The organism is Antiquaquibacter oligotrophicus, from assembly GCF_020535405.1.
In the GTDB taxonomy this organism is placed as follows: Bacteria; Actinomycetota; Actinomycetes; order Actinomycetales; family Microbacteriaceae; genus Rhodoglobus; species Rhodoglobus oligotrophicus.
This window is the reverse complement of the sequence record NZ_CP085036.1, coordinates 2,720,847-2,744,477: the sequence shown is the minus strand read 5'-3', so window position 1 is coordinate 2,744,477 and position 23,631 is coordinate 2,720,847. Positions and strand designations below refer to the sequence as shown.

The following is a 23,631-nucleotide window of genomic DNA, read 5'->3' as shown; positions in this document are numbered from 1 at the left end:
GCTACTTCTTCTTTTCCTCGACGTCACCCGACAGCGCAGCGATGAAGGCTTCCTGAGGCACTTCGACGCGACCGACCATCTTCATGCGCTTCTTGCCCTCTTTCTGCTTTTCAAGGAGCTTGCGCTTGCGGGTGATGTCACCGCCATAGCACTTCGCGAGAACGTCCTTGCGCATCGCGCGGATGTTCTCACGCGCGATGATGCGCGAACCGATGGCCGCCTGGATGGGCACCTCGAATTGCTGGCGCGGGATGAGCTTGCGCAGGCGCTCGGCCATCATCGTGCCGTAGGCGTAGGCCTTGTCCTTGTGCACGATCGCGCTGAAGGCGTCGACCGTCTCGCCCTGGAGCAGGATGTCGACTTTCACGAGGTCGCCGGGTGCCTCGCCTGCGGGCTCGTAGTCGAGGGAGGCGTATCCCTGGGTCTTCGACTTCAGCTGATCGAAGAAGTCGAACACGATCTCACCGAGCGGGAGGGTGTACTTGAGTTCGACGCGGTCCTCACCGAGGTAGTCCATCGACTTCATGGTGCCGCGGCGCGACTGGCATAGCTCCATGATCGCGCCGACGTAATCCTTGGGCGCGAGGATCGAGGCGTTCACAATCGGCTCGAGTACCTCGGCGATCTTCGCGCCCGTCGGGTACTCCGACGGGTTCGTCACGCGCACTGTCTTTTTGTCCTCCGTCGTCACGTCGTACGGAACACTCGGTGCCGTCGTGATGAGATCGAGATTGAACTCGCGCCGCAGACGTTCCGTGATGATCTCGAGGTGGAGCAGACCGAGAAACCCGCAGCGGAAGCCGAAGCCGAGAGCGACGGATGTTTCGGGCTCGTAGTTGAGCGCAGCATCCGACAATTTCAGCTTGTCGAGGGCATCACGCAGATCGGGATAGTCGCTCCCATCGATCGGATAAATGCCCGAGAACACCATGGGCAGCGGATCCGTGTATCCCGGCAGCGGATCGGTCGCCGGCTTCGACTGGGTCGTGACGGTGTCACCGACCTTCGATTGGCGCACGTCCTTCACGCCCGTGATGAGGTACCCGACCTCGCCGACGCCGAGGCCCTTGCTCGGCGTGGGCTCGGGTGATGAGACACCGATCTCAAGGATTTCGTGGGTGGCTTTGGTCGACATCATCTGGATGCGTTCGCGCGGGTTCAGCTTGCCGTCGACCATACGCACGTACGTGACGACGCCGCGGTAGGAGTCGTAGACCGAGTCGAAGATCATCGCCCGGGCGGGCGCATCCGCCACGCCGACCGGGGCGGGAATACGTTCGACGACCCGGTCGAGGAGCTCCTCGACACCCATGCCCGTCTTGCCGGAGACCCGCAACACGTCGTCGGGGTCGCCGCCGATGAGTTGCGCGATCTCGCGCGAATACTTGTCCGGGTCGGCGGCCGGCAGGTCGATCTTGTTGAGCACGGGGATGATCGTCAGATCGTTCTCCAGCGCCAGGTACAGGTTCGCGAGGGTCTGCGCCTCGATGCCCTGCGCGGCGTCGACGAGGAGAATCGCGCCCTCGCACGCGGCGAGCGAGCGGGAGACCTCGTACGTGAAGTCGACGTGACCGGGGGTGTCGATCATATTGAGGGCGAACGTGCCACCGTCGAGGCTCCAGGGCATACGCACCGCCTGGCTCTTGATGGTGATACCGCGCTCACGCTCGATATCCATGCGGTCGAGGTACTGGGCGCGCATGTCACGCTCAGCGACAACCCCCGTGATCTGGAGCATACGGTCGGCCAGGGTCGACTTGCCGTGGTCGATGTGCGCGATGATGCAGAAGTTGCGGATGCTCGCGGGATCGGTCGACGCAGGCGCCAACGCCTTGATTGCTTTCGGACTCACCGCGTACCTCTCGTGTCGGCCTTCGGTGGCCTGCACCAAGTTTACGAGATGGCAGCGGCTCTACTTCACGGTGGGCAACGCGGGGCCCGCGGGGAGCCGCCGGATGCCCGCAAGCACGTCATCTCGGGTGGCTGCGAGGCACAACCGGATCCAGCCCTCACCGGAGCGCCCGAACGCGCTCCCCGGGGCGACCGCAACCCGCTCGGCAAGCAGGAAGCCCTCGGCCCATTCGGCGACGTCGCCGTGAGCCGCGTGGGACACGTCGACCCAGAGGTAGAAGGTGCCACCCGGCTCCAGATAGCGGATGCCCCGGGCATCCAGCGCCTCGGTCGCCGCTGCGAGGTTGGCGCGATAGTGCTCGCGCGCATCGACCACGTAACGCTGTTCCCCCGTCACCGCGGCGACCGCGGCATGCTGCCCTGGGCTCGTGACACAGCTGATCGACGCCTCCTGCACGGTGCGCATCGTCTCGGCGAGACCCGGCGGTGTGACGAGGTATCCGACCCGGATGCCCGTCATCGCGTACGACTTGGAGAACGAGAACACGCTGAACACCCGATCATCGGTGTCGAGACTGGCGATGCTCACGTGCATGCCCGAGAAGACGAAGTGCTCGTAGACCTCGTCGCTGATGACCCACAGGTCGTGTCGACGCGCGAACGCGAGGATCTCGACGAGCAGCTCCCGAGGGAACACGGTGCCCAAAGGGTTGGACGGCGAATTCACGATGATCGCGCGCGTACGGTCGGTCACGAGCCTGTCGAGCTCTGCGAGGTCCGGCAGGAACCCGTTCTCAACCCGCAGCGGGTACGGCACGGGCACCGCGGCCAGCATGCGCGCGTTCATGGTGAAGGTCGTGTAGCCGGGGTCCGGGACGAGAACCTCGTCGCCGGGCGCGAGCGTGAGGGCCATGGCCTGGTGCAGCCCCTGGGTCGCTCCTGCGGTGACCCACACCTGCTCGGTCTCCACGTGGATGTCGTTTTCCCGCGCGAGCTTGTCGACAAGGGCCTCGCGCAGCTGTGGGATGCCCCCGTTGGCGGTGTAGTTCGTTTCATCCGCATCCCACGCTGCCTTCGCTGCTGCAGCGATGTGGGGGGCGACGGGCACATCGGGCTCGCCGACCGCGAGCATGACGATGTCGTCCAGACGCAATGCGATCTCGTAGATGCGGCGGATCCCACTGCCGGGAACGGCGAGGATGTGCTGCGCGAGGGAGGGCATGCACGCAACGCTAATACGCCGGGCGTGTTGCTCAGATTTGCGGGGTTAGAACCCGCCGAAGGCCCAGAACAGACCGAACGGCACAACAAACGCGAGACCGACGACCGCGGCGAGAATCCCGAACGCGAACGGGACTGCACCGAGCACGATGCTCCAGATCGACATGGTGCGGCCGCGCGGTTCGCGCTGGAGACCCAGGATGCCGAGCACAACCGCGACGATCGAGAGGGGCACAACGAGGCCGAAGATAATTCCGGTCAGTGCCGAGACGAGCGCGAGGATGCTGAGGACCGGTGTATCGGTCGTGGTCGGAGCGGGGATCGTCTCAGCGCCGGCGGCGACAGTTTCGGGTGCAGTAGTTGTAGTCATGTCATCCACGTTAGGAGAGCGTGCGGGGCGGCACCATCGGGGTAACCCCCGACTTTCCCGGGGACTACCCCCATATCCCTCACCTACTATCGGCTCATGCCGCAGTCGGTTGTTCTGGTGCACGGACTTCGCACCTCCGCGACCATGTGGCGGCGACAGGTCGAACTGCTCGAGAGCCTCGGGCACGAGGCGATCGCGGTCGACCTTCCTGGGCACGGGAGCCGGATGCGGGAGCGCTTCACCCTCGACGGTGCCGTGCAGACCGTCGCCGACGCGGTGGCGCGAGCCGAGCATCCGCCGCTCCTGTGCGGGTTCTCGCTGGGTGGCTACACGTCGATCCATTACCTCGGTGGCGCCGAATCCTCGCGCGCGAAAGGGCTTCTCGCCGCGAGCTGCGGCACGCGACCGTATCGCGCGGTGCTCGGGGCGTGGCGGGCCGCCGCTCGTGTGATCCATGCCTTCCCCGATCGCGGTCTTGGCCTCAACAACTGGGCGGTACGCGCGGCGGTGCGCGACCCCGAGCTCGCGGACGACGTCATCCGGGGTGGCGTCGCCCTGGAGGTGATGGATGACGCGCTGCGCGAGGTGGCAGCACTCGATCCGGTGACCTCACTGCGCCGCATCCGGGTGCCCGTGTGGCTCGTGAATGGAACACTCGACCACTTCAGACTCGAAGAGCGCCGGTACGCGGCCGCAGCACCGGATGCACGGCTACTGCACGTGCGCGGTGCGACCCACATGGTGAGCCTCACGCGTCCCGACGACTTCGATCGCATCCTGCTCGATGTGCTCGACTCGCTGCCCGCCTAGTGGTAACGTTGACCCTTGGCTTCCGCGCAGTTTCGCAGGTCGAAGCTCGCGATATTCATTCCCGTAACAGATACGTAAGGTAACTCCGTGGCAAACATCAAGTCGCAGATCAAGCGCAACCTGACCAACAAGAAGGCTCAGGACCGCAACAAGGCCGTCAAGAGCGAGGTCAAGAGCGCCGTTCGCGCCACCCGCGAGGCCATCGCCGCAGGCGACAAGGACGCAGCGGCGACGAGCCTCGCGCTCGCCGCGAAGAAGCTCGACAAGGCGGCCAGCAAGGGCGTCATCCACAAGAACCAGGCCGCGAACCGCAAGTCGTCCATCGCGAGCCAGGTCGCCGCTCTCTAGGTAGCGACCCGCCGCTCAGCGTTCCGCTGCGGCACCACAGCATCCGATCGCCGTCATGGCGTGGTGCGGAGGTTATCGATCTCCGCGGCGCGCGATGACGGCGATCATGCGTTCCAGGGCGTACACGGGGTCGCGACCGAGTCCTTTGATCTGCTCGTCGGTGTCAGCGATCACGGTGATCGTGTTGGCGAGGCCCTCATCGGTCCAACCCTGAAGGTCGCGGCGGGCGCGATCGACCTGCCATGGCGCCATACCGAGCTTCCTCGCGAGTTCTCCCCCGCCACCCCGCGCCCCCGACACCTTGGCCATGGTGCGCACCTTGGATGCGAAGGCAGCGACGATCGGCACGGGGTCGGCACCTGTCGAGATCGCGTGCCGCAGGAGCACGAGCGCCTCGCCTTCACGCCCGGCGATAGCCGTGTCGGCAACTCTGAAGGCATTGGTCTCGACACGGCCCGAGTAGTACTTGTCGACGGTGACCTCGGTGATCTCGTCGCTCGAGTCCGCGAGAAGCTGCTGGCAGGCCGCGGCGAGTTCGGCCAGGTCGTCTTGGAAGGCGGTGACGAGGGCCCGGATGCCCGTTGCCGTGATGCGACGCCCGGCCGCGGCGAACTCGGCCGACACAAAGTCGTGGCGGTCGGTGTCCTTCTTGAGCTCCGCGCACGCGATTTCGATGCCGCCCCCCGCTCCCCCGCGGATCGCGTCGAGGAGCTTTTTGCCGCGCACCCCGCCACCGTGGCGCAGCAGCAAGTACGTGTCATCCGCTGGCTGCTCGAGGTAGGCGATCGTCTCGGCGAGAAAGGCATCGGTGCTCTTCTCGACGTTGGCGACGCGGATGAGTCGGGGTTCTGCGAAGAGCGACGGACTCGCGAGTGTCATGAGCTCGCCCGGTTGGTATTGGTCGGCCGCGATGTCGCTGACCTCGACGCTCGGGTCCTCGGTCTTCAGCAGGTCGCGCAGTGCGCGGGATGCACGGTCGGCGAGAAAGGTCTCCGGCCCCGTGACGAGCACAACGGGCGCTGGCCGCACCTGGTGCCACTGGAGCACCGGAATCGAGGACTTGGATGCTGCCACGACGTCGAGCCTAGCCGCCTCCACCGTCGCCGCCGTCGCCGCCGGAGTGTTGCCTCCACACGGTGAGTTGGCCGGGTACTTCGGCGGTGGCCACCATGACCATCCCGGAGCGGTCGGTGCGTTCCACGGCTGTCCCGGCGTCTGCCAGTGCAGCCAATGCCTCCTCGGTGGGATGCCCGTACCCGTTGTCGGCGCCAACCCCGATGACCCCGACCGTGGCGCGCAACCGCAGATACAACTGCGGAGCCTGGTCGGCGGACCCGTGGTGGGCGACCCCGACCACGTCGGGGTGCGCGAGCGACCCGAGCGCGAGCAATCGAGTTTGCTCCTGCTCCCCGAGGTCGCCGAGCATGATGGCACTCAGGCATCGGGGGCGGCACGGCTCGACAGGCTCCCACTGGGTGACAACGCTTGCGGCATTGCCGGGTTGGGCGCTCGCGCCCGCCGGCCACATGACACTCCAGCGCCACGCGCCGAGAAGTCCGGACGAGCCACGACGAACCTCCTCGACCCGCGCACCCGCCTCGCGCAGTGCGTCCAGAAGCGTGGCATCCTTCGGTTCTCCCGTCGGTCCCACGATGACCCTGTCGACACGACCGAGAACCGCAGTCGCCCCACCGACGTGGTCATGGTCGAAGTGTGTGAGGACGAGGAGGTCGATCCTGCTAACACCGAGGTCGTCGAGACACCGCTCGAGCCTGTCGGGCTCCGGGCCGGTGTCGACGAGCGCGATCTCGCTGCCGCTGCGGAACACCACGGCATCCCCCTGCCCGATATCGCACGCCGCGATCTGCCAGTCGGCCGGCCTACCGAGCACACTCACGGCCCGCTGGATGCCGACCGTGGCGGTGTACAGGAGAGCTGACGCCGCGAGCACTGCGATCGCTCGCCGACGGGTCGGGGCACCCCCAAGGAGGGCCGCCACAGCGAGAGCACTCACAAGCCCCAACAGGATGACACCAGGGAGGCCCTCGAGCCACGGCAGCCGGGAGCCCGGCAGCCGAGCGAAAAAGTCCGCGACCGCGGCAATCCAGGAGCTCGGCAGCCACGCAATCCAACAGAGCGCCCCACCGAGTGAAGGCAGCACCGGGAGCACGAGGCACGCAACCATTCCGACGATCGTCGCGACCGGGGCCGCGGGCGCCGCGAGGATGTTGGCGACAACACCGTAGAGCGGGAGCGACGGGTCCAGCAGCACGATGACCGGTTGGCAGGCGAACTGGGCGGCGGTCGGCACGGCAATGACGAGGGCCAGCGGCCGTGGCATCCATCGACTCAGACGCTCGGCGAGCGGGCCTGCCAGCAGCAGAAGCCCAGCCGTTGCGAGCGCGGACAGAGCGAACCCGTAGGAGCGAGCAAGCCAAGGGTCGACGGCGAGGAGAACAATCACGGCGAGGGAGAGAATGGGCAGCCCGCGAACGGGCCTGCCAACTCCGAGAAGCACGAGCACGATCGCTGCCATCGTGGCGGCGCGAAGAACACTCGGTTGCGGCGTGACGAGTATCACGAACCCCACGAGGGCAGCGAGCGACAACCCGATCCGTGCCGCGCGCGGGAGGCCGAGCGCACCGCCGACGAGCATGATGAGACCAATCACGACGGCGCAGTTGGCCCCGGAAACGGCGGTGAGATGACTGAGAGAGCTAGTGACCATGGAGTCGTCGAGCGTTGTGCTCACGGCGGTCGTATCGCCGATGGCGAGCCCGGGGAGGAGCTCGCCACCGGGGCCCGGCAGACTGACCGCTACCGCGAGAAAGCGATCCCGCAGGCCATTCGCCCACGCGATAGCTGCGCTCGGCTGTGTTTCGATCACCGCCGGTCCGACCGGAAAAACGACAAACGCACGATCGTCGCCGGGCTCGGCGAGTTCGAGAGTTCCGCCGAGGGAGACGACGGTGCCGATATCGGTCCGCTCCGAGGGTGTCGCGCCGAAGACGATGACGGGCACCGAGTACGCGAGTGCATCGGCCTCGATGAGGCGTCCCTCCCACGCTCGTGCGCTGGGCACAACAACCTCCGTCGCCTCCACCCGAAGGTCGATATGAAGGCTCTCCCCGGCGGCCTTCACCAGCTCGCTTGGTTGCCTCTCCGGGTGCTGCACCGCGATGGCGGTGCTGCACACGGCTGCCGCGAGAACAGCGAGAGCCACCACAGCGATCACCCGCCATCGGAAAGAGGCAGCGACGAGGAGACCGGCTAGTGCCCACAGCGCGGGTGCTGAAATCCACGCGAGCTCGGGCAATCCGACGAGCACGATGGCGCACGCCCAGCCCACCGCCGCCGGGATCGCAAGCCGCAGGTCGATGGGCTTCACACGGAGACCAGATCCTTCATCCCGGCGAACGTGGCGTCGCCGATGCCCGACACGTTCAAAAGATCCTCGATCGCACGAAACCCGCCGTTCGCGTCGCGCCACGCGATGATGCGCTCCGCCATCGCGGGGCCCACTCGCGGAAGCGTGTCTAGCGCGGCCGCATCAGCCGTGTTGAGGTTGACCTTGCCGTCCCCGGCAGGGGCATCGGCGGCAACCTCACCGACACGAGGAACAACAAGCTGCTCGCCGTCACTCACGGGGCGCGCCAGATTGACTCCACCCTGATCGGCATCCGCCGTGAAGCCACCGGCAAGGGTGACGGCATCGACAACCCGGTCGCCCTCGCGTAGCTCGTACAGACCCGGTGTGCTCACAGCACCGAGCACGTGTACGAGGATTGCGACACCTGTCGTCTCGTCGTACTGCCCTGTAGGCGCCGGTGCGATGGTCGACGACGTCGACGAACGCGGGAGAAGCGTGGACAAAAGGATTGCACAGCCGAGGCCCACGAGCACGAGCACAACCACCGCACCCACCCCCACCCGAAACCGCGTGCGCGGTTCGACAGGAGGGGCATCCATCCCTCGAGGCTAGAAAGGCCCGAGGTTCACGGATGCCCGAGCCCGAGCATCCGTGAAGTCGCTAGCCCTTCGTCGCGATGTTGACGAGGCGTGGGGGCCGCACGATGACGTTCGCGATCTCGCGGCCACCGATGGCCCGCTGCACGTTCGGCGATGCCGCCGCGAGAGCCTCCAGCTCCTCGCGTGTGACACGCGGGCTCACCTCGACCTTGTCGCGCACCTTGCCGTCGACCTGCAGGATCGCCATGATCGACTCCTCGATGAGGAGCGTCGGGTCGGCCTTACGCCAGCCGGCGAGGGCAACGGTCGGCTCGTGGCCGAGACGCTCCCACATCTCCTCAGCGACGTACGGCGCGAAGAGGCTCAGGCCGACGGCGATCGCCTCGGTGGCCTCACGCACGGCAGCGTCTCCCCCACCGGGGCCGCTGTCGATCGCCTTACGTGTCGCGTTGACGAGCTCCATGAGGCGCGCGACGAGCACGTTGAACTTGAACGACTCGACGAGACCGGGGCCATCGTGCAGGAAGCGGTGTACCTGGCGTCGCAGCGCGACATCACCCGTCTTCCAGACCACACCGGGGTCACTCGTCACATCCCCCGACAGGCGCCAGGCGCGAGCGAGGAACTTCGACGCGGCAGCGGGCGAAACATCCGCCCAGTCGATGTCGTCCTCCGGGGGGCCGGCGAACGCCATCGTCAGGCGAACGGCGTCGACACCGTGCTCGTCGAGCTGGTCGGAGAGACGCACGAGGTTGCCGCGGCTCTTCGACATCGCCGAGCCGTCCATGAGCACGAGACCCTGGTTGAGCAGCGCGCTGAAAGGCTCCGTGAAGCTCACGTAGCCGAGGTCGAAGAGCACCTTGGTGATGAATCGCGCGTAGAGCAGGTGCAGAATCGCGTGCGTCACACCACCGACGTACTGGTCGACCGGCGCCCACTTCTCGGCTTCTTTGGGGTCGAACGCCTTCGTGTCGTCGTTCGGGTCGAGGAAGCGCAGGAAGTACCACGACGAGTCCACAAACGTGTCCATCGTGTCGGGGTCGCGGCGCGCCGGGCTGCCGTCGCGCGGGTCGGGCACGGTCACCCAGTCGTGGGCCGCACCGAGCGGCGACTGGCCCTTCGGCTGCAGGTCGAGACCCTCGGTGGGCGGCAGCGTGATGGGCAGCTGCTCCTCCGGCACGGGGATGAGCTCGCCATCGGCACCGTGGATGATCGGAATCGGAGTTCCCCAGTAGCGCTGACGGCTGATGAGCCAGTCGCGCAGGCGGTAGGTCTTCGCCGCGCGCCCTGTGCCGGCGGCCTCGAGCAGCTCGATGACACGCTTGATCGCGTTCTGCTTGCTGAGCCCGTCGAGCGGGCCAGAGTTCATCATGCGGCCTTCACCCGAGAGCGCCTCACCGGTGACGGCGGGATCGATCGTGGGCGGCTCCTCCGCGAGCATCTCCTCGGTGATGACGGGAATCGCACCCGTCACGGGAGCTAGCGTGTCGACAACGACCTTCACGGGCAGACCGAACTTCAGGGCGAAGTCCAGGTCGCGCTGGTCGTGAGCAGGCACGGCCATGACGGCACCGTGACCGTAGTCGGCCAGCACGTAGTCTGCCGCCCAGATCGGGATGCGCTCTCCGTTGATGGGGTTGATGGCAAAACGATCGAGCGGGATGCCCGTCTTCTCGCGTGTGGCGTCCTGACGCTCCACCTCGGTGCTCTTCTGCACCTGGGTGAGGTAGTCCGCAAACGACTGACGCACTTCGGCGGTGGAACCTGCCGCCAGCTCCGCCGCGAGGTCGGAGTCGGGTGCGACCACCATGAACGTCGCGCCGAAGAGTGTGTCGGGTCGCGTGGTGAAGACGGTCACCTTGCGGTCGAGACCCTCGATCTCGAAGTCGACGTCGGCGCCGACCGAACGACCGATCCAGTTGCGCTGCATCGTGATGACCTTTGCGGGCCACGATCCCTCGAGCTGGTTGAGGTCGTCGAGCAGGCGGTCAGCGTAGTCGGTGATCTTGAAGTACCACTGCGTGAGCTGCTTCTTCTCCACGATGTGGTCGCAGCGCTCGCAGCGGCCATTGACGACCTGCTCGTTGGCGAGCACTGTCTGGTCGTGGGGGCACCAGTTCACCCAGCTGGCCTTGCGGTACGCGAGGCCCTTCTCGTAGAGCTTGAGGAACAGCCACTGGTTCCACTTGTAGTACTCGGGGTCGCTCGTGGCGAGCATCCGATCCCAGTCGAACGATGCCGCGTAACGCTTCATGCTCGACTTCTGCTGCTCGATGTTGGCGTAGGTCCACTCGCGCGGGTCAATTCCGCGCTTGATGGCGGCGTTCTCGGCTGGCAGACCGAAAGAGTCCCACCCGATCGGGTGCATGACGTTGAAGCCCTGCTGCCGCCAGTAGCGGGCGATAACGTCGCCGAGCGCGTACGCCTCGGCATGACCCATGTGGAGATCGCCGGAGGGGTACGGGAACATGTCGAGCACGTACTTGCGCGGCCGTGTGTCGGCGGGATTGTCCGTCGCGAAGGGTCGCAGGTCATCCCAAATGGGCTGCCACTTCGCCTGAATCGCTGCGAAGTCGTACTCGGGGGCGTCGTCGTGCTGCGTCAAGGAAAATCCACTTCGTGTGCCGGAGATGACCGGGAGAGCCAGTCAAGGTTATCGAAGGTTCGACGTCAGGCTCGCGCTCCGAGCACCGCCAGGAGCGCTGCGGCCTTCAGTCGCGCCTCGTCGAGCTCCTCTTCTGGAATGGATAACGCCGTAATGCCCCCACCTGTTCCCACGGTGGAACCGGCGGCATCGATGACGATCGAGCGGATGACCATGGCGAGGTCGAGCGCCCCATCGAAGCCGAGATAGCCGAACGCGCCCGAGTAGATGCCGCGCGCTCGTCGCTCCAGTCGATCGAGGATCAGGGTCGCCGAACGCTTCGGCGCACCCGTCATCGAACCGGCGGGAAAACACGCCTCAACGGCGTCGATCGCGGTGAGTCCCTCGAGCAACTCCCCCCGCACCGTGCTCACGAGTTGGTGCACGTGGGCGTACGACTCGACAGTCAACAGACTCGTCACGTCCACGGATCCGACGCGGCACACGCGGGTCAGATCGTTGCGCATGAGGTCGACGATCATGAGGTTCTCCGCGCGCTCCTTAGCGCTCGCTTCCAACTCGACACGCAACTCGTGATCTGCGGCATCGTCGGCACCACGCGGGCGTGTGCCCTTGATCGGACTCGTCGTCACCACACCGGAGGGCGACACCGTCAAGAACGTTTCCGGTGATGCACTGAGCAACGCGACCCCGTCGGCTACCAGCAGAGCACCGTGGTGAGTCGGGCTCGACGCGCGGAGCCTGCGGTAGGTCTCGAACGGGTCCGGGGAGACGTCGACACGAGCCTCCGTCGTGAGACACAACTGGTAGGCGTCCCCCTCGCGGATCGCCGCCTGGCACTCGCGGATCATCGCGAGATACTCCTCGTCGGAGTAAGCCCAGGTCGCGTCGCTCGCAGGCGCGGGAGAGTCCGGCGGAAGCAGCGGCGGGGTCGCGTCGAGCGCGGCGAGAACCTCATCGCGGAAACCCTCGGCATCACCCACGGAGTAGGCGTACACCGTGTGCGTCGTGTGGTCGAACGCCAAACACTGCTCGATGCGGAGCCACGCGGCATCCGGGTACCGCGACTGCCGAGTTCGGGGTGTTCCCATGGTCTCGGAGCGCAATTCGTAGCCGAACCAGCCGACCCATCCGAGACGGAAGCCTCCCGCCACGGACGCAACATCGACCTCCGTGGACTGCTCACGCAACCAATCGAGCACGGGGCCGTCGAAACTGGTGCGGGTCTCGGCGGCGATACCGAGGTAACTCATACCCGTTGTCGCCGAGGCGCCACTGTCGAGCCAGAACGCCGACGGATGCGACGCGCACCATGCCATCCACGCGGTCTCCGGGTCAACCCACCGCCCCAGGTCGGCCGTCGTCAGGCGCAGGCGCATACCCTAAGCCTATGAGTGTGGAGTCGATCTACCGGTGGCGGGGCTCGGAGCTGGAAGCCCTCGAGTACTGCGACATGACCGAGACCCGCACGATCGTCGCCGACTCCTGGCTCGTGAGTGAGGGCCGCGCGCTCGGGCTCGACCTGCACCGCTCGCGATTCTTCGACAGCATTCCAGCGGATGCCACGCAGCAACACGACATCGACGCCTTCTGGAACGCCGCCATCGCGACCATCCCGCGCGAGGGCGACTGGTTCCCCCGAGTCGAACTGCACGCGCGGAGCGGCGGTTACCGACTCGTCTTTCGTTTGCGCAGCGCGCCGGAGCGCAAGCGCAGCGCCGTACTCGCCACCTGGACCGGCACCGACCCACGGACAACGCCGCGTGTGAAGGGACCGGATCTCGAGGCGCTCTCCCGCGTTCGCACCTCGGTGCAGTCCTTCGGGGCCGATGAGGCGGTCATACTCACGCCAGACGGCTACGTCGTCGAGGGCGCCTACAGCGCCCTCCTGTGGTGGCGGGGAGACATCCTGTGCGGTCCCCCGGCAGAGTTCGATCGGGTCGCGAGTGTCACCGCGAGAACCGTCCTCACCCTCGCTGCGGCAATCGGGATGGACACCCACGAAGAGGCCGTCACCCCGTCGGAACTGGACGGGACCGAACTGTGGGCGCTCTCGGCGCTTCACGGCATCCGCATCGCGACGTCGTGGGTCGGTGGCCCAGAGCTCGCCGAGTTGCCCGGCCGACTCGCCTCATGGCGCACCCGTATGGTCGCTCTCAGGAGCGAGCTCTAGGCTGGCGGAGTGGATTTCATCGGTGCCCTCGCCTCCACACCGATCGACGGATTCTCGGGGTGGCTGAACGCGGCCCTGCTCTGGATCCTCGACCTCGTCCAATCTGTGGACCCCGTTCTGCGCACCATCATCGCGGGTGTCGGCATCATGCTCGAAACCTCGATCCTCATTGGGCTCATCGTGCCGGGCGACACCATCGTGTTGGTGGCCTCAACAGCGGTGGACGGCCCGCTCGAGTACGGCGCGCTCGTCCTCGCCGTGATCGTGGGGGCTCTCGTCGGTGAGAGCATCGGCTTCGCACTGGGGCGGTTCTTCGGCCCGCGCATCCGGGCTTCGCGCCTCGGACGCCGAATCGGCGAGGCCAACTGGCTGCGCGCTGAGCGTTATGTCGCGCGGCGCGGGGGTATCGCCGTGTTTATCTCGCGATTCCTGCCCGTCCTGCACTCCGTCGTGCCACTCACCGTCGGCATGAGTTCCATGTCGTACCGCACATTCCTCGCGTGGACGATTCCCGCCACCACGATCTGGACGTTCGCGTACGTCTCCGTCGGAACGTTCGCAGCCGGAAGCTTTCGTGAGATGCTCGGCAACCTGCACTACGCCGGCTACATCTTCGTCGGGATCATCGCGGCGTTTCTGGTGGTGGTTCTCATCGTGAAGCGGGTACTCGGGCGAGCGGCAGAACGCGACTCCGCCTGAGAGGTCGCGCGTTAACGGCATCGCCCGCCGCACCCGGTGGATGCGACGGGCGATGAGGTGACAACTCAGTCGAGGTTGTTCTCCGCGAGCCACTGCGAGGCGATCTCCGCACTCGACAGCTCGTCGACGGTCGACTGCACGTTGAGGGCGACGAGACCCTCCGGCGTGAGTGCTGCGCTGACGGCGTTGATGACATCCGCGATCTCATCGGCGACATCCGCGTTCACGAGCGGCACGACGTTCGAGGCCAAGAAGAGGCCATCGGGGTCGGCGAGCGTCACAAGGTCCTCGGTCTCGATGCGCGGGTCAGCACTGTAGACGTTCGCGATGTTGACCGTACCCGCGACGAGATCGGCGACGGTCGTGTCGCCGGTCGCCTGGAAGGCCACCGTGACGTTGTACTTCTCGAGGAGACCACTCGGGCCGTACGGCCGCTCCTCGAGTTCCGCGGGGCCACCGAGGGTGAGCGGAACACTCACCTTGGCGAGGTCGGCGAGCGAGGCGAGGTTGTTCTCCTCGGCGAACGCGGCGGTGACGTTGTAGGAGTCCTGGTCCGTCGCCGACGACTGATCGAGCACCGTGAGTCCCTCAGGGAGGGCATCCTGCAGCTCGGCGTACACCTCGTCGGAGGTCGTCGCAGTGGTGTCGGGCGAATAGAACTGGAGCAGATTGCCGCTGTACTCGGGGAAGAGATCGATCTCACCCGACTCGAGCGACGGGAGGTAGGCGTCGCGCTGACCGATCTGGAACTGACGCTCGACGGTGAAACCTGCACCCTCGAGAGCCTGGGCGTAGATCTCCGCGATGATCTCGTTGGAGTAATACGCCTGAGAGCCGACAACGATTGCGTCGGAGGAACCCGAGTCCGTACCCGGGTCCAACGGATCTCCTGACGCACACCCTGACAGGGCCAATGCCACCCCGACCACGGCTGCACCGATGGCGAGCCGGCCTTTGTTCCTGGCTGTGAACATGTTCATCCTTTTCCTTCTTCGATGGGGGTTCCCACCACCGCACCGCGCCGGGTTGGCGCGGAACGGACATCCGATGACCGACCGCTCGCGACCCCGCGCGGCACAACGGCGTGCTGCAGAATGGCGAAGAGGCCGTCGAGCGCGAGCGCAAGAACAACGATGACGAGTGCGGCTCCGAGCATCTGATCGAAACGACGCAAGGCAAGGCCGGAGATGATCGGCAAACCCAGCCCACCGAGCCCGATGTAGGCGGCCAACGTCACGGTCGCGACCACTTGGAGAGTTGCCGCTCGCAACCCACCGATGAGCAGGGGAAGACCGAGAGGAACCTCCACCTTCCACAAAATCTGCCACTCCGTCATGCCCATCGCGCGGGCCGCATCCACGACCCTGCGGTCGATTTGCTCGAGACCCGAATACGCGCCGGCAAGGATCGAAGGAATGGCTAGGAGCACAAAGGCGACGGAGGCCGCGAGAGGCTTCTGGGTCACTCCGATCACGAGGACAAGCAGGAGAATCAGACCGAAAGACGGCACCGCGCGGGCGGCCCCAGAAAGACCGACCGCGAATTCGCGGCCGCGGCCCGTGTGGCCGATGAGATAGCCGAGCGGGATGGCGATGACCGCGGCGATGAGCACCGAGAGGAACGTGAAGTACACGTGCTGCACGATAAGAGTCGGTAGCGGCACGTTGTCGGCAAGGCGGTCAGGCGAGAAGATCCAGGCGATGGCCTCGGCGAAGAGGTTCATGCACCCACCCCCTGCAGCGCCCGGGTTCGACGCGCTCTGCGGGGTGCCCAGGGCATGAGCATCCGGCCAATCAGGATGAGCAGGCCGTCGACGAGCAGCGCAAGCGCCACCACCATCACGACGCCGACAAGAATCTCCTCGACGATGCCGCGCTGATAACCGTTCGTGAAGAGATAACCGAGACTCTGGACTCCAATGAGTATGCCGACGGGGACGAGGCTGATCGTGCTGACCGCGGTCACGCGGAGTCCCGCGAGGATGACGGGCCCCGCAAGCGGAAACTCGACACCCCAAAATCTTCGCCACGAGCCGTAACCGACCGCCGTCGCGGACGATCGGACGGCGGGGTCAACCGAGGCGAGAGCATCGGCAATCGACCTGGCCATAAGGGCGATGGCGTAGAGCGTCAACGCAATGGTGAGGTTCAGCGAGCTGAGGAAGCTGATCCCGAGCAGCGGCGGAAGGATCACGAAGAGCGCGAGAGACGGGATCGTGTACAGGAGCCCCGCGACGGTGAGGAGAAGTCCCCGCGTGAGCTTGAAGCGGTACGCGAGCCATCCCAGGGGAATCGAGATCACGAAGCCGAGCACGATCGGCGGAATCGCCAGCCACAGGTGGGCGAGCGTGAGCTCCCACACCAGGCCGAAATTGTTGGGCAGCCAGGTCACGGCGCGCCACCGTCGACCAGCACGCCAGCGGCCCTACCAGCACCATCCACGAGGATCGGGCCGTGTGCCGTCTGACGGATGCTGAGCGCACGCTTGCCGTGCTCCAGTCCCACGAAGTCGGCAACGAACTCGCTCGCGGGATTCTCGATGATCTCCGTCGGGCTACCGACCTGAGCGATGCTGGCGCCGCGCTCGAGAATGACGACCTGGTCACCAAGGAGGAACGCCTCGTCGATGTCGTGCGTGACGAACACCACCGTCTTGTCGAGGTCGCGCTGCAAACGGATTGTCTCCTGCTGCAGCTCCGCACGAACAATGGGGTCGACCGCTCCGAACGGCTCGTCCATGAGGAGGATGTTGGGGTCAGCAGCGAGTCCGCGGGCGACACCGACACGCTGCTGCTGGCCGCCGGACAGCTGGCTCGGGTACCGGTCGGCGAGAGTTCGCTGCAGACCGACGGTGTCGAGCAAGTCGAGTGCTCGCGCGCGGGCTTGCTTGCGCGAGACGCCGTTCAGGAGGGGCACGGTTGCGATGTTGTCGATAACTTTGAGATGCGGCAGCAGCCCAGAGTTCTGCATGACGTAGCCGATACTGCGGCGCAGTTTGACCGCGTCGCGCTTCTGGACATCCTCACCGTCGATCTCGATGACTCCGGAGCTCGGGTCCACCATGCGATTGATCATGCGCAGGAGTGTCGTTTTGCCACTACCGGACGATCCGACAAGAACGGTTGTCTTGCGCGCGGGGATGACCAGACTGAAGTCAGCGACGGCCGCTGTTCCGTCCGCGAACACCTTCGAGACCGAACGAAACTCAATCATCGACTACGGCTCATTCCTCGTGCCCCGCGCACGGTTGCTGCCAGTTGTTCAGGCTCAACCGTATTCGAGGCCCCGGACATTCCGGATTGCCGCTAGCGAATGGGCGTCTTAAATCGCAACGTCACCGAGATATGGCGCAAGAAGAACCGTCGTAGCTTCATAGCCGAGCTGGAAGAACCGCTCGTCACCGGCCGGATCGCTGAAGAAGGCACGAGAGGCCAAGGCATCCGACACTTCGATGACCGCCTCGAATCGCACTCGGAGTTCCGCGGAGTCCTCGATACCAAATCGTTCGACGAGCCCGTCGAGCATCCGATCGGCGAGGATCGACTTGAAGGTCCGATCGTGGGACGACGGACCCAGGTCGATGGCATCCCCCACTCGGAGCCCACGGAATCCGGGCTCCGTGCGGAACGCGGCCACAAGAATGTCCATCGCGGCAGTGAGAGCCGCGACCCACGTCGGGTGCTCCGGGCGCAACACCTCGTCGCCCACGCGCGTGAGCACTCTCTCCAGGTTGCGAGCTCCGAGCGCCTGAAGCACCGCGATGCGATCGGGGAAGTACCGGTAAACGGTGCCGATGGACGCGCCCGCTCGTTCGGCAACCATCGCCGTGGTGAGACGTTCGAAACCGATCTCATCGACAATGCTTGCGGCGGCGTCGAGGAGCCCCTCCAGCCGCGCCGTACTGCGCGCCTGAACCGGCTCGTTCCGGAGCGGAACTCGCGTCTCACTCAGATCCATGATGTCTGCGGCCACATCCGCTCCTTGCTCGAAGTGGCCTTTATGATAGCGCTCGACCGTTTTGTCTACCGGGGTAGTCGAGCACGACTCGCGGAATATCGGTCGAGAATCCCTCGGGAGGGCCTATGTGCGGGCGTTTCGCCATGGATGACACGGTGAACGAACTCATCACGGAGTTCGTCGAGTCCACCGGCCTTTCCCCCGAGGACTGGCGGGCCGACTGGAAACCTTCGTACAACATCCGGCCAACGGATCCCGTGCCCATTTTGCTCGAGACACTCACCGATCGCCGCGATCCCACAAGTGAGACCGTGCGTCGAGCGGAGCTCGCGCAGTGGTGGCTCACACCGAGCTTCTCGAAAGAACTCCGAAGCCGGAATCCGCTCTTCAACGCGCGGAGCGAAACGGTGACGGAGAAAGCATCGTTTCGCGAGCCCGTGAAACGCCAACGCGCGATCATCCCGGCCATCGGGTATTACGAGACGCACACCGAAGGATCGACGAAGGTTCCCTACTTCATTCACCCGCCTGAAGGACTTCTGCTTTTCGCTGGCCTCTACTCCTGGTGGGCCGATCCGACCCTCGCGCCCGACAATCCGCTGCGGTGGCACCTCACGACCACGATCCTCACGCGAGAAGCAGTCGGCGACGTCGCGTGGATTCACGATCGCACCCCCGTCACCATTCCCCGTGATCAGCTGGAAACGTGGGTGGACCCTGCGACATTGGGCGACAGAGCCTTCGTCGAGGCGATGGTGGATGCCGCGACCCCGGTGGCGGAGAGCCTACAGTTCCACCGCATAGCCTCACCCATCCGCGGTGACTCGGTGGAGATGATCCAACCCGTCTGAGACAGACGGGTTGCCAACACTCTGTAAGACTGGAGTTATGGCTCGCGGCAAGAAGGACGGCGGGGCCCAGCCGCTTCTGCACCGGGCAGCCCGCATCGAGGACGCGATCAACGCGTGGCGTGAGCGGCGCGGGCGTCGGCGTGGCCTGATCACCACGATCATTCCCTACTCCGGTTATGGCGCTCCGGGATGGGCGCGACTCCTGTGCAGAGTTGTGCTCTCGCGTGGGGCCGCAGCACCGACACGAGCGGAGAAGGTCCGAGGCTGGCGGAGTTTCTTCAGCATCCCTGTCGACGACGAGGTAATCGCCACGATCGGCGGCATCGAGCACCGCGTGCACCCCGACCGTTCGGGCATCGTCGACGTAGTTGTGGACGCGGACCTCGCCCCCGGGTGGAACACGATCATCTTGCGTACCGCAGACACGGACCCGGTGACCGCCGGGATCTTTGTTGTGGACCCGGATGCTGCTTTCGGCATCATTTCCGACGTCGACGACACCGTGATGGTGACGGCCCTCCCCCGCCCCTTCCTCGCGGCCTGGAACACTTTTGTGCTCGACGAGCACGCTCGCACTCCCGTCGCCGGCATGGCCGTGCTCTACGACCGCCTGTCCAGCGCCAACCCGGGTGCGCCGATCATCTACCTCTCCACGGGGGCGTGGAACGTTGCGCCAACCCTCAGCCGCTTCATGAGCCGCAACCTCTACCCGCGCGGACCACTCCTGCTCACCGACTGGGGTCCAACGCACGACCGCATCTTCCGTTCGGGTCAGGAGCACAAGCGCACGAGCCTGGAGCGCATCGCGCGGGAGTTCCCCACCACGAAATGGCTTCTCATCGGCGACGACGGACAGCACGACCCGGAGCTCTACCGTGAGTTTGCAACGGCGCATCCCGAAAATGTCGCTGCGGTGGCCATTCGCAATCTGTCGCCCGGTGAGGCAGTGCTCGCCGGTGGTCGCAATACGGATGCCGCTGACGCCGTATCGGGAGTCCCCTGGATCTCCGCACCAGACGGGGCTGGCCTCTACGAGAAGCTCGCTGCCGCAGGTCTCGTTCGCGACTGACGTCTACTCGGGCTGCTGCGCCGTGTCTCGCGCAGGGTTCCGAATGCCGAGGAAGCTAACGATTCCGCCAGCGAACATGAGGGCGGAGATCACGATGAGTACGCGGTGGAAGCCCGGAACGTCGAGTGTTCCGACAACGATGATGCCGAGCATCGCGATACCGATGAGCCCGGCGACACGAGCAACCGCATTGTTGACCGCCGAACCGATACCCGCCTGTTCTGACGGGATGTCGGCGAGAATCGCCGACGTGAGGGGCGCGACGGTCATCGAAATGCCAAGCGAGAACACGAGCACACCCGGCAGGACGTCGGTCAGGTAGTTCACGCTCTCCCCCATCGAGAGGAAGAGCAGGTGTCCGATGCCCGCGAGGATGGGGCCGACGGTCATGAAGATTCGGGGACCGAACCTGGCACTCAAGCCTCCGAAGAAGCGCGACAGGGCGACATTGGCGATCGATACCGGAATGAAGGCGATTGCGGCGGCGGTGGGACTGAATCCCGCGACCTGCTGGAGGAAGATGACGATGATGAAGCCGCTCACCGAGAGCGCGGCGTAGACGAAAGCCGTTGACACGTTGCCGACCGAGAAGTTGCGGATACGGAACAGGCCCAGGGGAAGCATGGGCGCCTTCGCGCGCGACTGCCACCAGAGGAACGCCGCGAAACTCAGAAGCCCCACAATCATCGGCAGAAATATGACCGGGCTGCCCCAACCGAAGTTCTGCTGCTCGATGAGGGCGAAGACGGGGCCACCGAGCCCCACGATGCCGAGTATGGCTCCGGGAATGTCCACCGTCACTCCGGGTTTGCGCTCGTCCCGATGTTTCAGAACAGCCAAGAGCCACAGTGTCACCGCGATCGGCAGCACATTGATGGCGAAAACCAGCCGCCAGTTGAGGAACTCGACAAAGACCCCGCCGAGGAAGGGTCCAGCGAGGAAGGCCGCACTCGTCCATGCCGTCCACGAGCCGATGGCCTTTGCCTGAGCGGGCCCCCGGAACGCGGAGAGAATGAGCGCGAGCGAACTGGGCACGAGAAGCGCGCCCGCGATTCCCTGCAGTCCGCGAAGCACAACAACGAGTTCACCCGTCGGGGCGAGAGCGATGGCGACGGAGGTGAGCGCGAAACCGATGAGACCAGCACGGAGGACGACGATGCGGCCGAAGACATCCGAGAGGGAACCGGCGAGCAGGATGAGAGAGCCCAAGGTGATGAGGTAGGCGTCAACGATCCACTGTTGGATGCTGAGCCCTCCGCCGAGTTCCTCGCTCATCGCGGGGAGGGCGACATTGATCACCGACCCGTCGAGGAACGCCACGAAGGATGCGAGCACGGCGATCGCGAGAACGAGTCGTTGTTCACGGGTCATGCGGTAAGTCAACACCACGGCAACGACGCCATTCCCTCTTACGATGGGCGGATGACGCCGAGGATGCCCGCCATCGTGCGTTCCGCGCATCCGCTGCCCACCGTCACCGTCACGATCGTGGCCGTGGTGCTCGCTATCGCGTTCGGGTTGGACACCCTGCGCATCATTCTGGTCGGTGCGGTCATTCTCACCAATCAGCTCTCGATTGGCCTGTCCAACGATTGGATCGACGCGGATCGGGACCGCGCAACGCAGCGCGCGGACAAGCCTGTCGCTACGGGCGAGCTACCTCGCCGCACGGCTGCCGTGATCGCGATCGCCTCGGCGGCGACATCCGTTCTGTTGAGTCTGCCTCTCGGGTTCCCTGCGGCTGCGGCCCATGCCGTGTTTCTCGCCGCCGGGTGGTTGTACAACGCCGGACTCAAGCGCACACCGTTGTCGTTCCTGGCCTACCTCGTGGGATTTGCTGCGCTCCCACTCTTTGTCGGTTTGGCCTCTCCCTCGCCTTTCATCGTGTCGCCGTGGGTGCTCGTTGCTGGCGGCCTCCTGGGTGTTGCCGCTCACGGCGCGAACGTGTTGCCCGACCTCGACGACGATCGACGCACGGGCGTGCGCGGTCTTCCCCACCGCATCGGAGTCCGCGCAACCGGGGCACTCATCGCCGTCAGTCTCGTTGGGGCATCCGCCGCGGTCGCCTTCGGGCACGGCACACCCGGGGTGCTCGCCGTCGTGGCCTTCACCGCGATCGTGCTCATCGCTGCGACGAGTGCTGTCCTGGTGTGGTTTCGCCCACCGAGTGTTGCCGTGTTCCGGCTCATCCTCGTCGCCGCGGTCATCGTCGTCGCTCAACTCGCCAGCTCAGGACACTAGCCTGAAGAGATGACCGTCGGCACGAACTGGGCACGCCACTACGAGTACCGCGCCAGCACCCTCCACACCCCGTCGAACCTTGCGCAACTGCAGGAGGTTGTGGCCGCGGCTCCCCGGATCCGCGCCCTCGGGAGTCGGCACAGCTTCCACGACCTGGCCGACTCCGCGGAGCTCGTGTCACTGGAGTCGCTGCCTGCCGCGATCCGGATCGACGTTGAGAGCGAGACGGTGTCCTTCTCGGCGGGTGTGCGATATGGCGAGCTCGCGCCGGTTCTCGCCGCGTCCGGTTGGGCGCTGCGCAACCTCGCTTCGCTGCCGCACATCACCGTCGCTGGCGCGATCGCCACGGGAACACACGGGTCCGGCGACGGCAATGGCACACTCAGTCGCGCGGTGGCGGGGCTCGAGATCATTACTGCCTCAGGCGCGCTGAGGACGATCACGCCGGCCGACCCAGACTTCGACGGGGCAGTTGTTTCCCTCGGTGCCCTCGGGATCGTTCACCGCATCACGCTCGACATCGAACCGACCTTCGAGGTGCGTCAAGACGTCTATGAAGGCCTGACGTGGAGCACTCTCCTGAGCGAATTCGACGCGATCATGGGCCGGGCCTACAGCGTGAGCGTCTTCACCCAGTGGGCCGGAGAGGATGTCGGTCGCGTCTGGCTCAAGTCCGTGCTCGGCGAGCGTCGTCCACCTCAGTCGCTCTACGGCGCGACTCCCGCACTCGGCGCTCGGCATCCGATCCACGACATGCCAACCGACTACACGACCCAGCAGGGTGGCGTGCCTGGGCCGTGGCTCGACCGGTTGCCGCACTTCCGCCTCGATCACACTCCGTCCAACGGCAATGAACTCCAGAGCGAGTACATCGTGCCGCGACGTCACGCGGTCGCCGCGGTCTCGGCAATTCGGGCACTGAGCGACCGAATCACACCGCACCTGCATATCAGCGAGTTGCGGAGCATTGCCGCGGACTCGTTATGGCTGAGTGGTGCCTACGACACGGATGCCCTCGCCATCCATTTCACCTGGAAGTACGAGCCCGATGCGGTGCTGCCCCTGCTCCCGGTCGTCGAGGAGGCTCTCGCTCCTTTCGAGGCGAGGCCGCACTGGGGCAAGCTCTTTCACGAGGTCGACAGGACGCGCTACCCGCGGCTCCCCGACTTCGTTGCGCTCATGGAACGTATGGACCCCGGGGCGAAGTTCCGCAACGACTTCATCGAGCGGAACGTGCTCTAGTCAGAGTTGGTCGCCGGGCGTCGACTCCGAGGTGGGGGCCTCGGGGGCGGGAGCTGTTGGCTTACGACGCCCACGCAGGATGAGCAGGACTCCTCCCGCGACAACGATGACGGCGGCGCCGATGATCCACGGGAGAAGGCTCGCAAGGTCCGCACCGGTGGAGGCGAGTTCAGGCATGGTGGCTCCTCTTCGTGTCTGGTGACGTCGAGCGAAGTCGCCCGAACCT

23 protein-coding genes are annotated in these 23,631 nt (G+C 65.6%); 8 read left to right on the top strand and 15 right to left on the bottom strand.

What is annotated here, in order from left to right; translation table 11 throughout:
- Window position 1: 1 nt before the first annotated feature.
- The 3 genes from lepA to LH407_RS13415 are packed head-to-tail and all read right to left on the bottom strand — an operon-like array spanning window position 2 to window position 3,442.
- On the bottom strand, window positions 2–1,852 hold the full coding sequence (gene lepA / locus LH407_RS13425; protein WP_322133478.1) for a translation elongation factor 4: 1,851 nt from the start codon (window positions 1,850–1,852) through the stop codon (window positions 2–4).
- A 60-nt stretch (window positions 1,853–1,912) separates the two neighbouring features.
- On the bottom strand, window positions 1,913–3,073 hold the full coding sequence (locus tag LH407_RS13420; RefSeq protein ID WP_322133479.1) for a pyridoxal phosphate-dependent aminotransferase: 1,161 nt from the start codon (window positions 3,071–3,073) through the stop codon (window positions 1,913–1,915).
- Window positions 3,074–3,118: 45 nt separating this feature from the next.
- Complete coding sequence (locus LH407_RS13415) at window positions 3,119–3,442, bottom strand: DUF4190 domain-containing protein (RefSeq protein WP_322133480.1); 324 nt, start codon at window positions 3,440–3,442, stop codon at window positions 3,119–3,121.
- Window positions 3,443–3,538: 96 nt separating this feature from the next.
- Between LH407_RS13415 and LH407_RS13410 the strand changes: the two genes are divergently transcribed.
- Window positions 3,539–4,252, top strand: coding sequence for an alpha/beta fold hydrolase (locus LH407_RS13410; protein ID WP_322133481.1), 714 nt, complete (start codon window positions 3,539–3,541; stop codon window positions 4,250–4,252).
- An 87-nt stretch (window positions 4,253–4,339) separates the two neighbouring features.
- Window positions 4,340–4,600, top strand: coding sequence for a 30S ribosomal protein S20 (gene rpsT, locus LH407_RS13405; protein WP_322133482.1), 261 nt, complete (start codon window positions 4,340–4,342; stop codon window positions 4,598–4,600).
- Between the two features lie 72 nt (window positions 4,601–4,672).
- On the opposite strand, the gene holA is transcribed toward rpsT, so the two are convergent.
- From holA to LH407_RS13380, 5 genes are all read right to left on the bottom strand, one after another.
- Window positions 4,673–5,674, bottom strand: coding sequence for a DNA polymerase III subunit delta (gene holA, locus LH407_RS13400; protein WP_322133483.1), 1,002 nt, complete (start codon window positions 5,672–5,674; stop codon window positions 4,673–4,675).
- 10 nt (window positions 5,675–5,684) lie between these two features.
- Entirely contained in the window at window positions 5,685–7,988 is a 2,304-nt protein-coding gene (locus tag LH407_RS13395) for a ComEC/Rec2 family competence protein (protein WP_322133484.1), read from the bottom strand.
- Window positions 7,985–8,569, bottom strand: a complete 585-nt coding sequence (locus LH407_RS13390; protein ID WP_322133485.1) for a ComEA family DNA-binding protein — start codon at window positions 8,567–8,569, stop codon at window positions 7,985–7,987. The genes LH407_RS13395 and LH407_RS13390 overlap by 4 nt, the downstream gene beginning before the upstream one ends.
- Window positions 8,570–8,630: 61 nt before the next feature.
- A complete protein-coding gene (gene leuS, locus LH407_RS13385) occupies window positions 8,631–11,174 on the bottom strand; it encodes a leucine--tRNA ligase (protein ID WP_322133486.1) in 2,544 nt (847 codons plus the stop codon).
- 65 nt (window positions 11,175–11,239) lie between these two features.
- On the bottom strand, window positions 11,240–12,553 hold the full coding sequence (locus LH407_RS13380) for an anthranilate synthase component I family protein (RefSeq protein WP_322133487.1): 1,314 nt from the start codon (window positions 12,551–12,553) through the stop codon (window positions 11,240–11,242).
- Window positions 12,554–12,564: 11 nt separating this feature from the next.
- Here LH407_RS13380 and LH407_RS13375 point away from each other — a divergent pair, with 11 nt between their 5' ends.
- Entirely contained in the window at window positions 12,565–13,347 is a 783-nt protein-coding gene (locus LH407_RS13375) for an aminotransferase class IV (RefSeq protein ID WP_322133488.1), read from the top strand.
- Window positions 13,348–13,410: 63 nt separating this feature from the next.
- On the top strand, window positions 13,411–14,046 hold the full coding sequence (locus LH407_RS13370) for a DedA family protein (protein ID WP_322134931.1): 636 nt from the start codon (window positions 13,411–13,413) through the stop codon (window positions 14,044–14,046).
- A gap of 65 nt (window positions 14,047–14,111) precedes the next feature.
- Here the strand turns inward: LH407_RS13370 and LH407_RS13365 are convergent, their stop codons facing one another.
- From LH407_RS13365 to LH407_RS13345, 5 genes are all read right to left on the bottom strand, one after another.
- Entirely contained in the window at window positions 14,112–15,020 is a 909-nt protein-coding gene (locus tag LH407_RS13365) for an ABC transporter substrate-binding protein (RefSeq protein WP_322133489.1), read from the bottom strand.
- Between the two features lie 2 nt (window positions 15,021–15,022).
- Window positions 15,023–15,769, bottom strand: coding sequence for an ABC transporter permease (locus tag LH407_RS13360; protein WP_322133490.1), 747 nt, complete (start codon window positions 15,767–15,769; stop codon window positions 15,023–15,025).
- A complete protein-coding gene (locus LH407_RS13355) occupies window positions 15,766–16,437 on the bottom strand; it encodes an ABC transporter permease (RefSeq protein WP_322133491.1) in 672 nt (223 codons plus the stop codon). The genes LH407_RS13360 and LH407_RS13355 overlap by 4 nt, the downstream gene beginning before the upstream one ends.
- The gene (locus LH407_RS13350; RefSeq protein ID WP_322133492.1) at window positions 16,434–17,258 is read right to left on the bottom strand and encodes an ABC transporter ATP-binding protein; all 825 of its coding nucleotides are present in this window, start codon (window positions 17,256–17,258) and stop codon (window positions 16,434–16,436) included. The genes LH407_RS13355 and LH407_RS13350 overlap by 4 nt, the downstream gene beginning before the upstream one ends.
- A 108-nt stretch (window positions 17,259–17,366) precedes the next feature.
- Entirely contained in the window at window positions 17,367–18,017 is a 651-nt protein-coding gene (locus tag LH407_RS13345) for a TetR/AcrR family transcriptional regulator (RefSeq protein ID WP_322133493.1), read from the bottom strand.
- 110 nt (window positions 18,018–18,127) lie between these two features.
- Here LH407_RS13345 and LH407_RS13340 point away from each other — a divergent pair, with 110 nt between their 5' ends.
- Both LH407_RS13340 and LH407_RS13335 read left to right on the top strand, forming a co-directional pair.
- Complete coding sequence (locus tag LH407_RS13340) at window positions 18,128–18,853, top strand: SOS response-associated peptidase (RefSeq protein WP_322133494.1); 726 nt, start codon at window positions 18,128–18,130, stop codon at window positions 18,851–18,853.
- 37 nt (window positions 18,854–18,890) lie between these two features.
- On the top strand, window positions 18,891–19,922 hold the full coding sequence (locus LH407_RS13335; protein WP_322133495.1) for an App1 family protein: 1,032 nt from the start codon (window positions 18,891–18,893) through the stop codon (window positions 19,920–19,922).
- A 3-nt stretch (window positions 19,923–19,925) separates the two neighbouring features.
- Here LH407_RS13335 and LH407_RS13330 read toward each other — a convergent pair whose 3' ends face one another.
- The gene (locus LH407_RS13330; protein ID WP_322133496.1) at window positions 19,926–21,293 is read right to left on the bottom strand and encodes an MFS transporter; all 1,368 of its coding nucleotides are present in this window, start codon (window positions 21,291–21,293) and stop codon (window positions 19,926–19,928) included.
- Between the two features lie 51 nt (window positions 21,294–21,344).
- Here LH407_RS13330 and LH407_RS13325 point away from each other — a divergent pair, with 51 nt between their 5' ends.
- Both LH407_RS13325 and LH407_RS13320 read left to right on the top strand, forming a co-directional pair.
- Window positions 21,345–22,163, top strand: a complete 819-nt coding sequence (locus LH407_RS13325; RefSeq protein ID WP_322133497.1) for a UbiA family prenyltransferase — start codon at window positions 21,345–21,347, stop codon at window positions 22,161–22,163.
- Window positions 22,164–22,172: 9 nt separating this feature from the next.
- A complete protein-coding gene (locus LH407_RS13320) occupies window positions 22,173–23,405 on the top strand; it encodes an FAD-binding protein (protein ID WP_322133498.1) in 1,233 nt (410 codons plus the stop codon).
- Here LH407_RS13320 and LH407_RS13315 read toward each other — a convergent pair whose 3' ends face one another.
- Window positions 23,406–23,582, bottom strand: a complete 177-nt coding sequence (locus LH407_RS13315) for an LPXTG cell wall anchor domain-containing protein (protein ID WP_322133499.1) — start codon at window positions 23,580–23,582, stop codon at window positions 23,406–23,408. It abuts the gene before it with no gap.
- Between the last annotated feature and the right edge of the window lie 49 nt (window positions 23,583–23,631).

What these genes read in the sequence shown, in the direction of transcription:
- LH407_RS13340 (WP_322133494.1), top strand. Translation starts at nt 18,128, where the DNA reads ATGTGCGGGCGTTTCGCCATGGATGACACGGTGAACGAACTCATCACG.
- LH407_RS13380 (WP_322133487.1), bottom strand. Translation starts at nt 12,553, where the DNA reads ATGCGCCTGCGCCTGACGACGGCCGACCTGGGGCGGTGGGTTGACCCG.
- LH407_RS13390 (WP_322133485.1), bottom strand. Translation starts at nt 8,569, where the DNA reads ATGGATGCCCCTCCTGTCGAACCGCGCACGCGGTTTCGGGTGGGGGTG.
- LH407_RS13335 (WP_322133495.1), top strand. Translation starts at nt 18,891, where the DNA reads ATGGCTCGCGGCAAGAAGGACGGCGGGGCCCAGCCGCTTCTGCACCGG.
- LH407_RS13350 (WP_322133492.1), bottom strand. Translation starts at nt 17,258, where the DNA reads ATGATTGAGTTTCGTTCGGTCTCGAAGGTGTTCGCGGACGGAACAGCG.
- LH407_RS13315 (WP_322133499.1), bottom strand. Translation starts at nt 23,582, where the DNA reads ATGCCTGAACTCGCCTCCACCGGTGCGGACCTTGCGAGCCTTCTCCCG.
- LH407_RS13325 (WP_322133497.1), top strand. Translation starts at nt 21,345, where the DNA reads ATGACGCCGAGGATGCCCGCCATCGTGCGTTCCGCGCATCCGCTGCCC.
- LH407_RS13420 (WP_322133479.1), bottom strand. Translation starts at nt 3,073, where the DNA reads ATGCCCTCCCTCGCGCAGCACATCCTCGCCGTTCCCGGCAGTGGGATC.
- LH407_RS13360 (WP_322133490.1), bottom strand. Translation starts at nt 15,769, where the DNA reads ATGAACCTCTTCGCCGAGGCCATCGCCTGGATCTTCTCGCCTGACCGC.
- LH407_RS13375 (WP_322133488.1), top strand. Translation starts at nt 12,565, where the DNA reads ATGAGTGTGGAGTCGATCTACCGGTGGCGGGGCTCGGAGCTGGAAGCC.
- LH407_RS13365 (WP_322133489.1), bottom strand. Translation starts at nt 15,020, where the DNA reads ATGTTCACAGCCAGGAACAAAGGCCGGCTCGCCATCGGTGCAGCCGTG.
- LH407_RS13410 (WP_322133481.1), top strand. Translation starts at nt 3,539, where the DNA reads ATGCCGCAGTCGGTTGTTCTGGTGCACGGACTTCGCACCTCCGCGACC.
- LH407_RS13320 (WP_322133498.1), top strand. Translation starts at nt 22,173, where the DNA reads ATGACCGTCGGCACGAACTGGGCACGCCACTACGAGTACCGCGCCAGC.
- LH407_RS13415 (WP_322133480.1), bottom strand. Translation starts at nt 3,442, where the DNA reads ATGACTACAACTACTGCACCCGAAACTGTCGCCGCCGGCGCTGAGACG.
- LH407_RS13330 (WP_322133496.1), bottom strand. Translation starts at nt 21,293, where the DNA reads ATGACCCGTGAACAACGACTCGTTCTCGCGATCGCCGTGCTCGCATCC.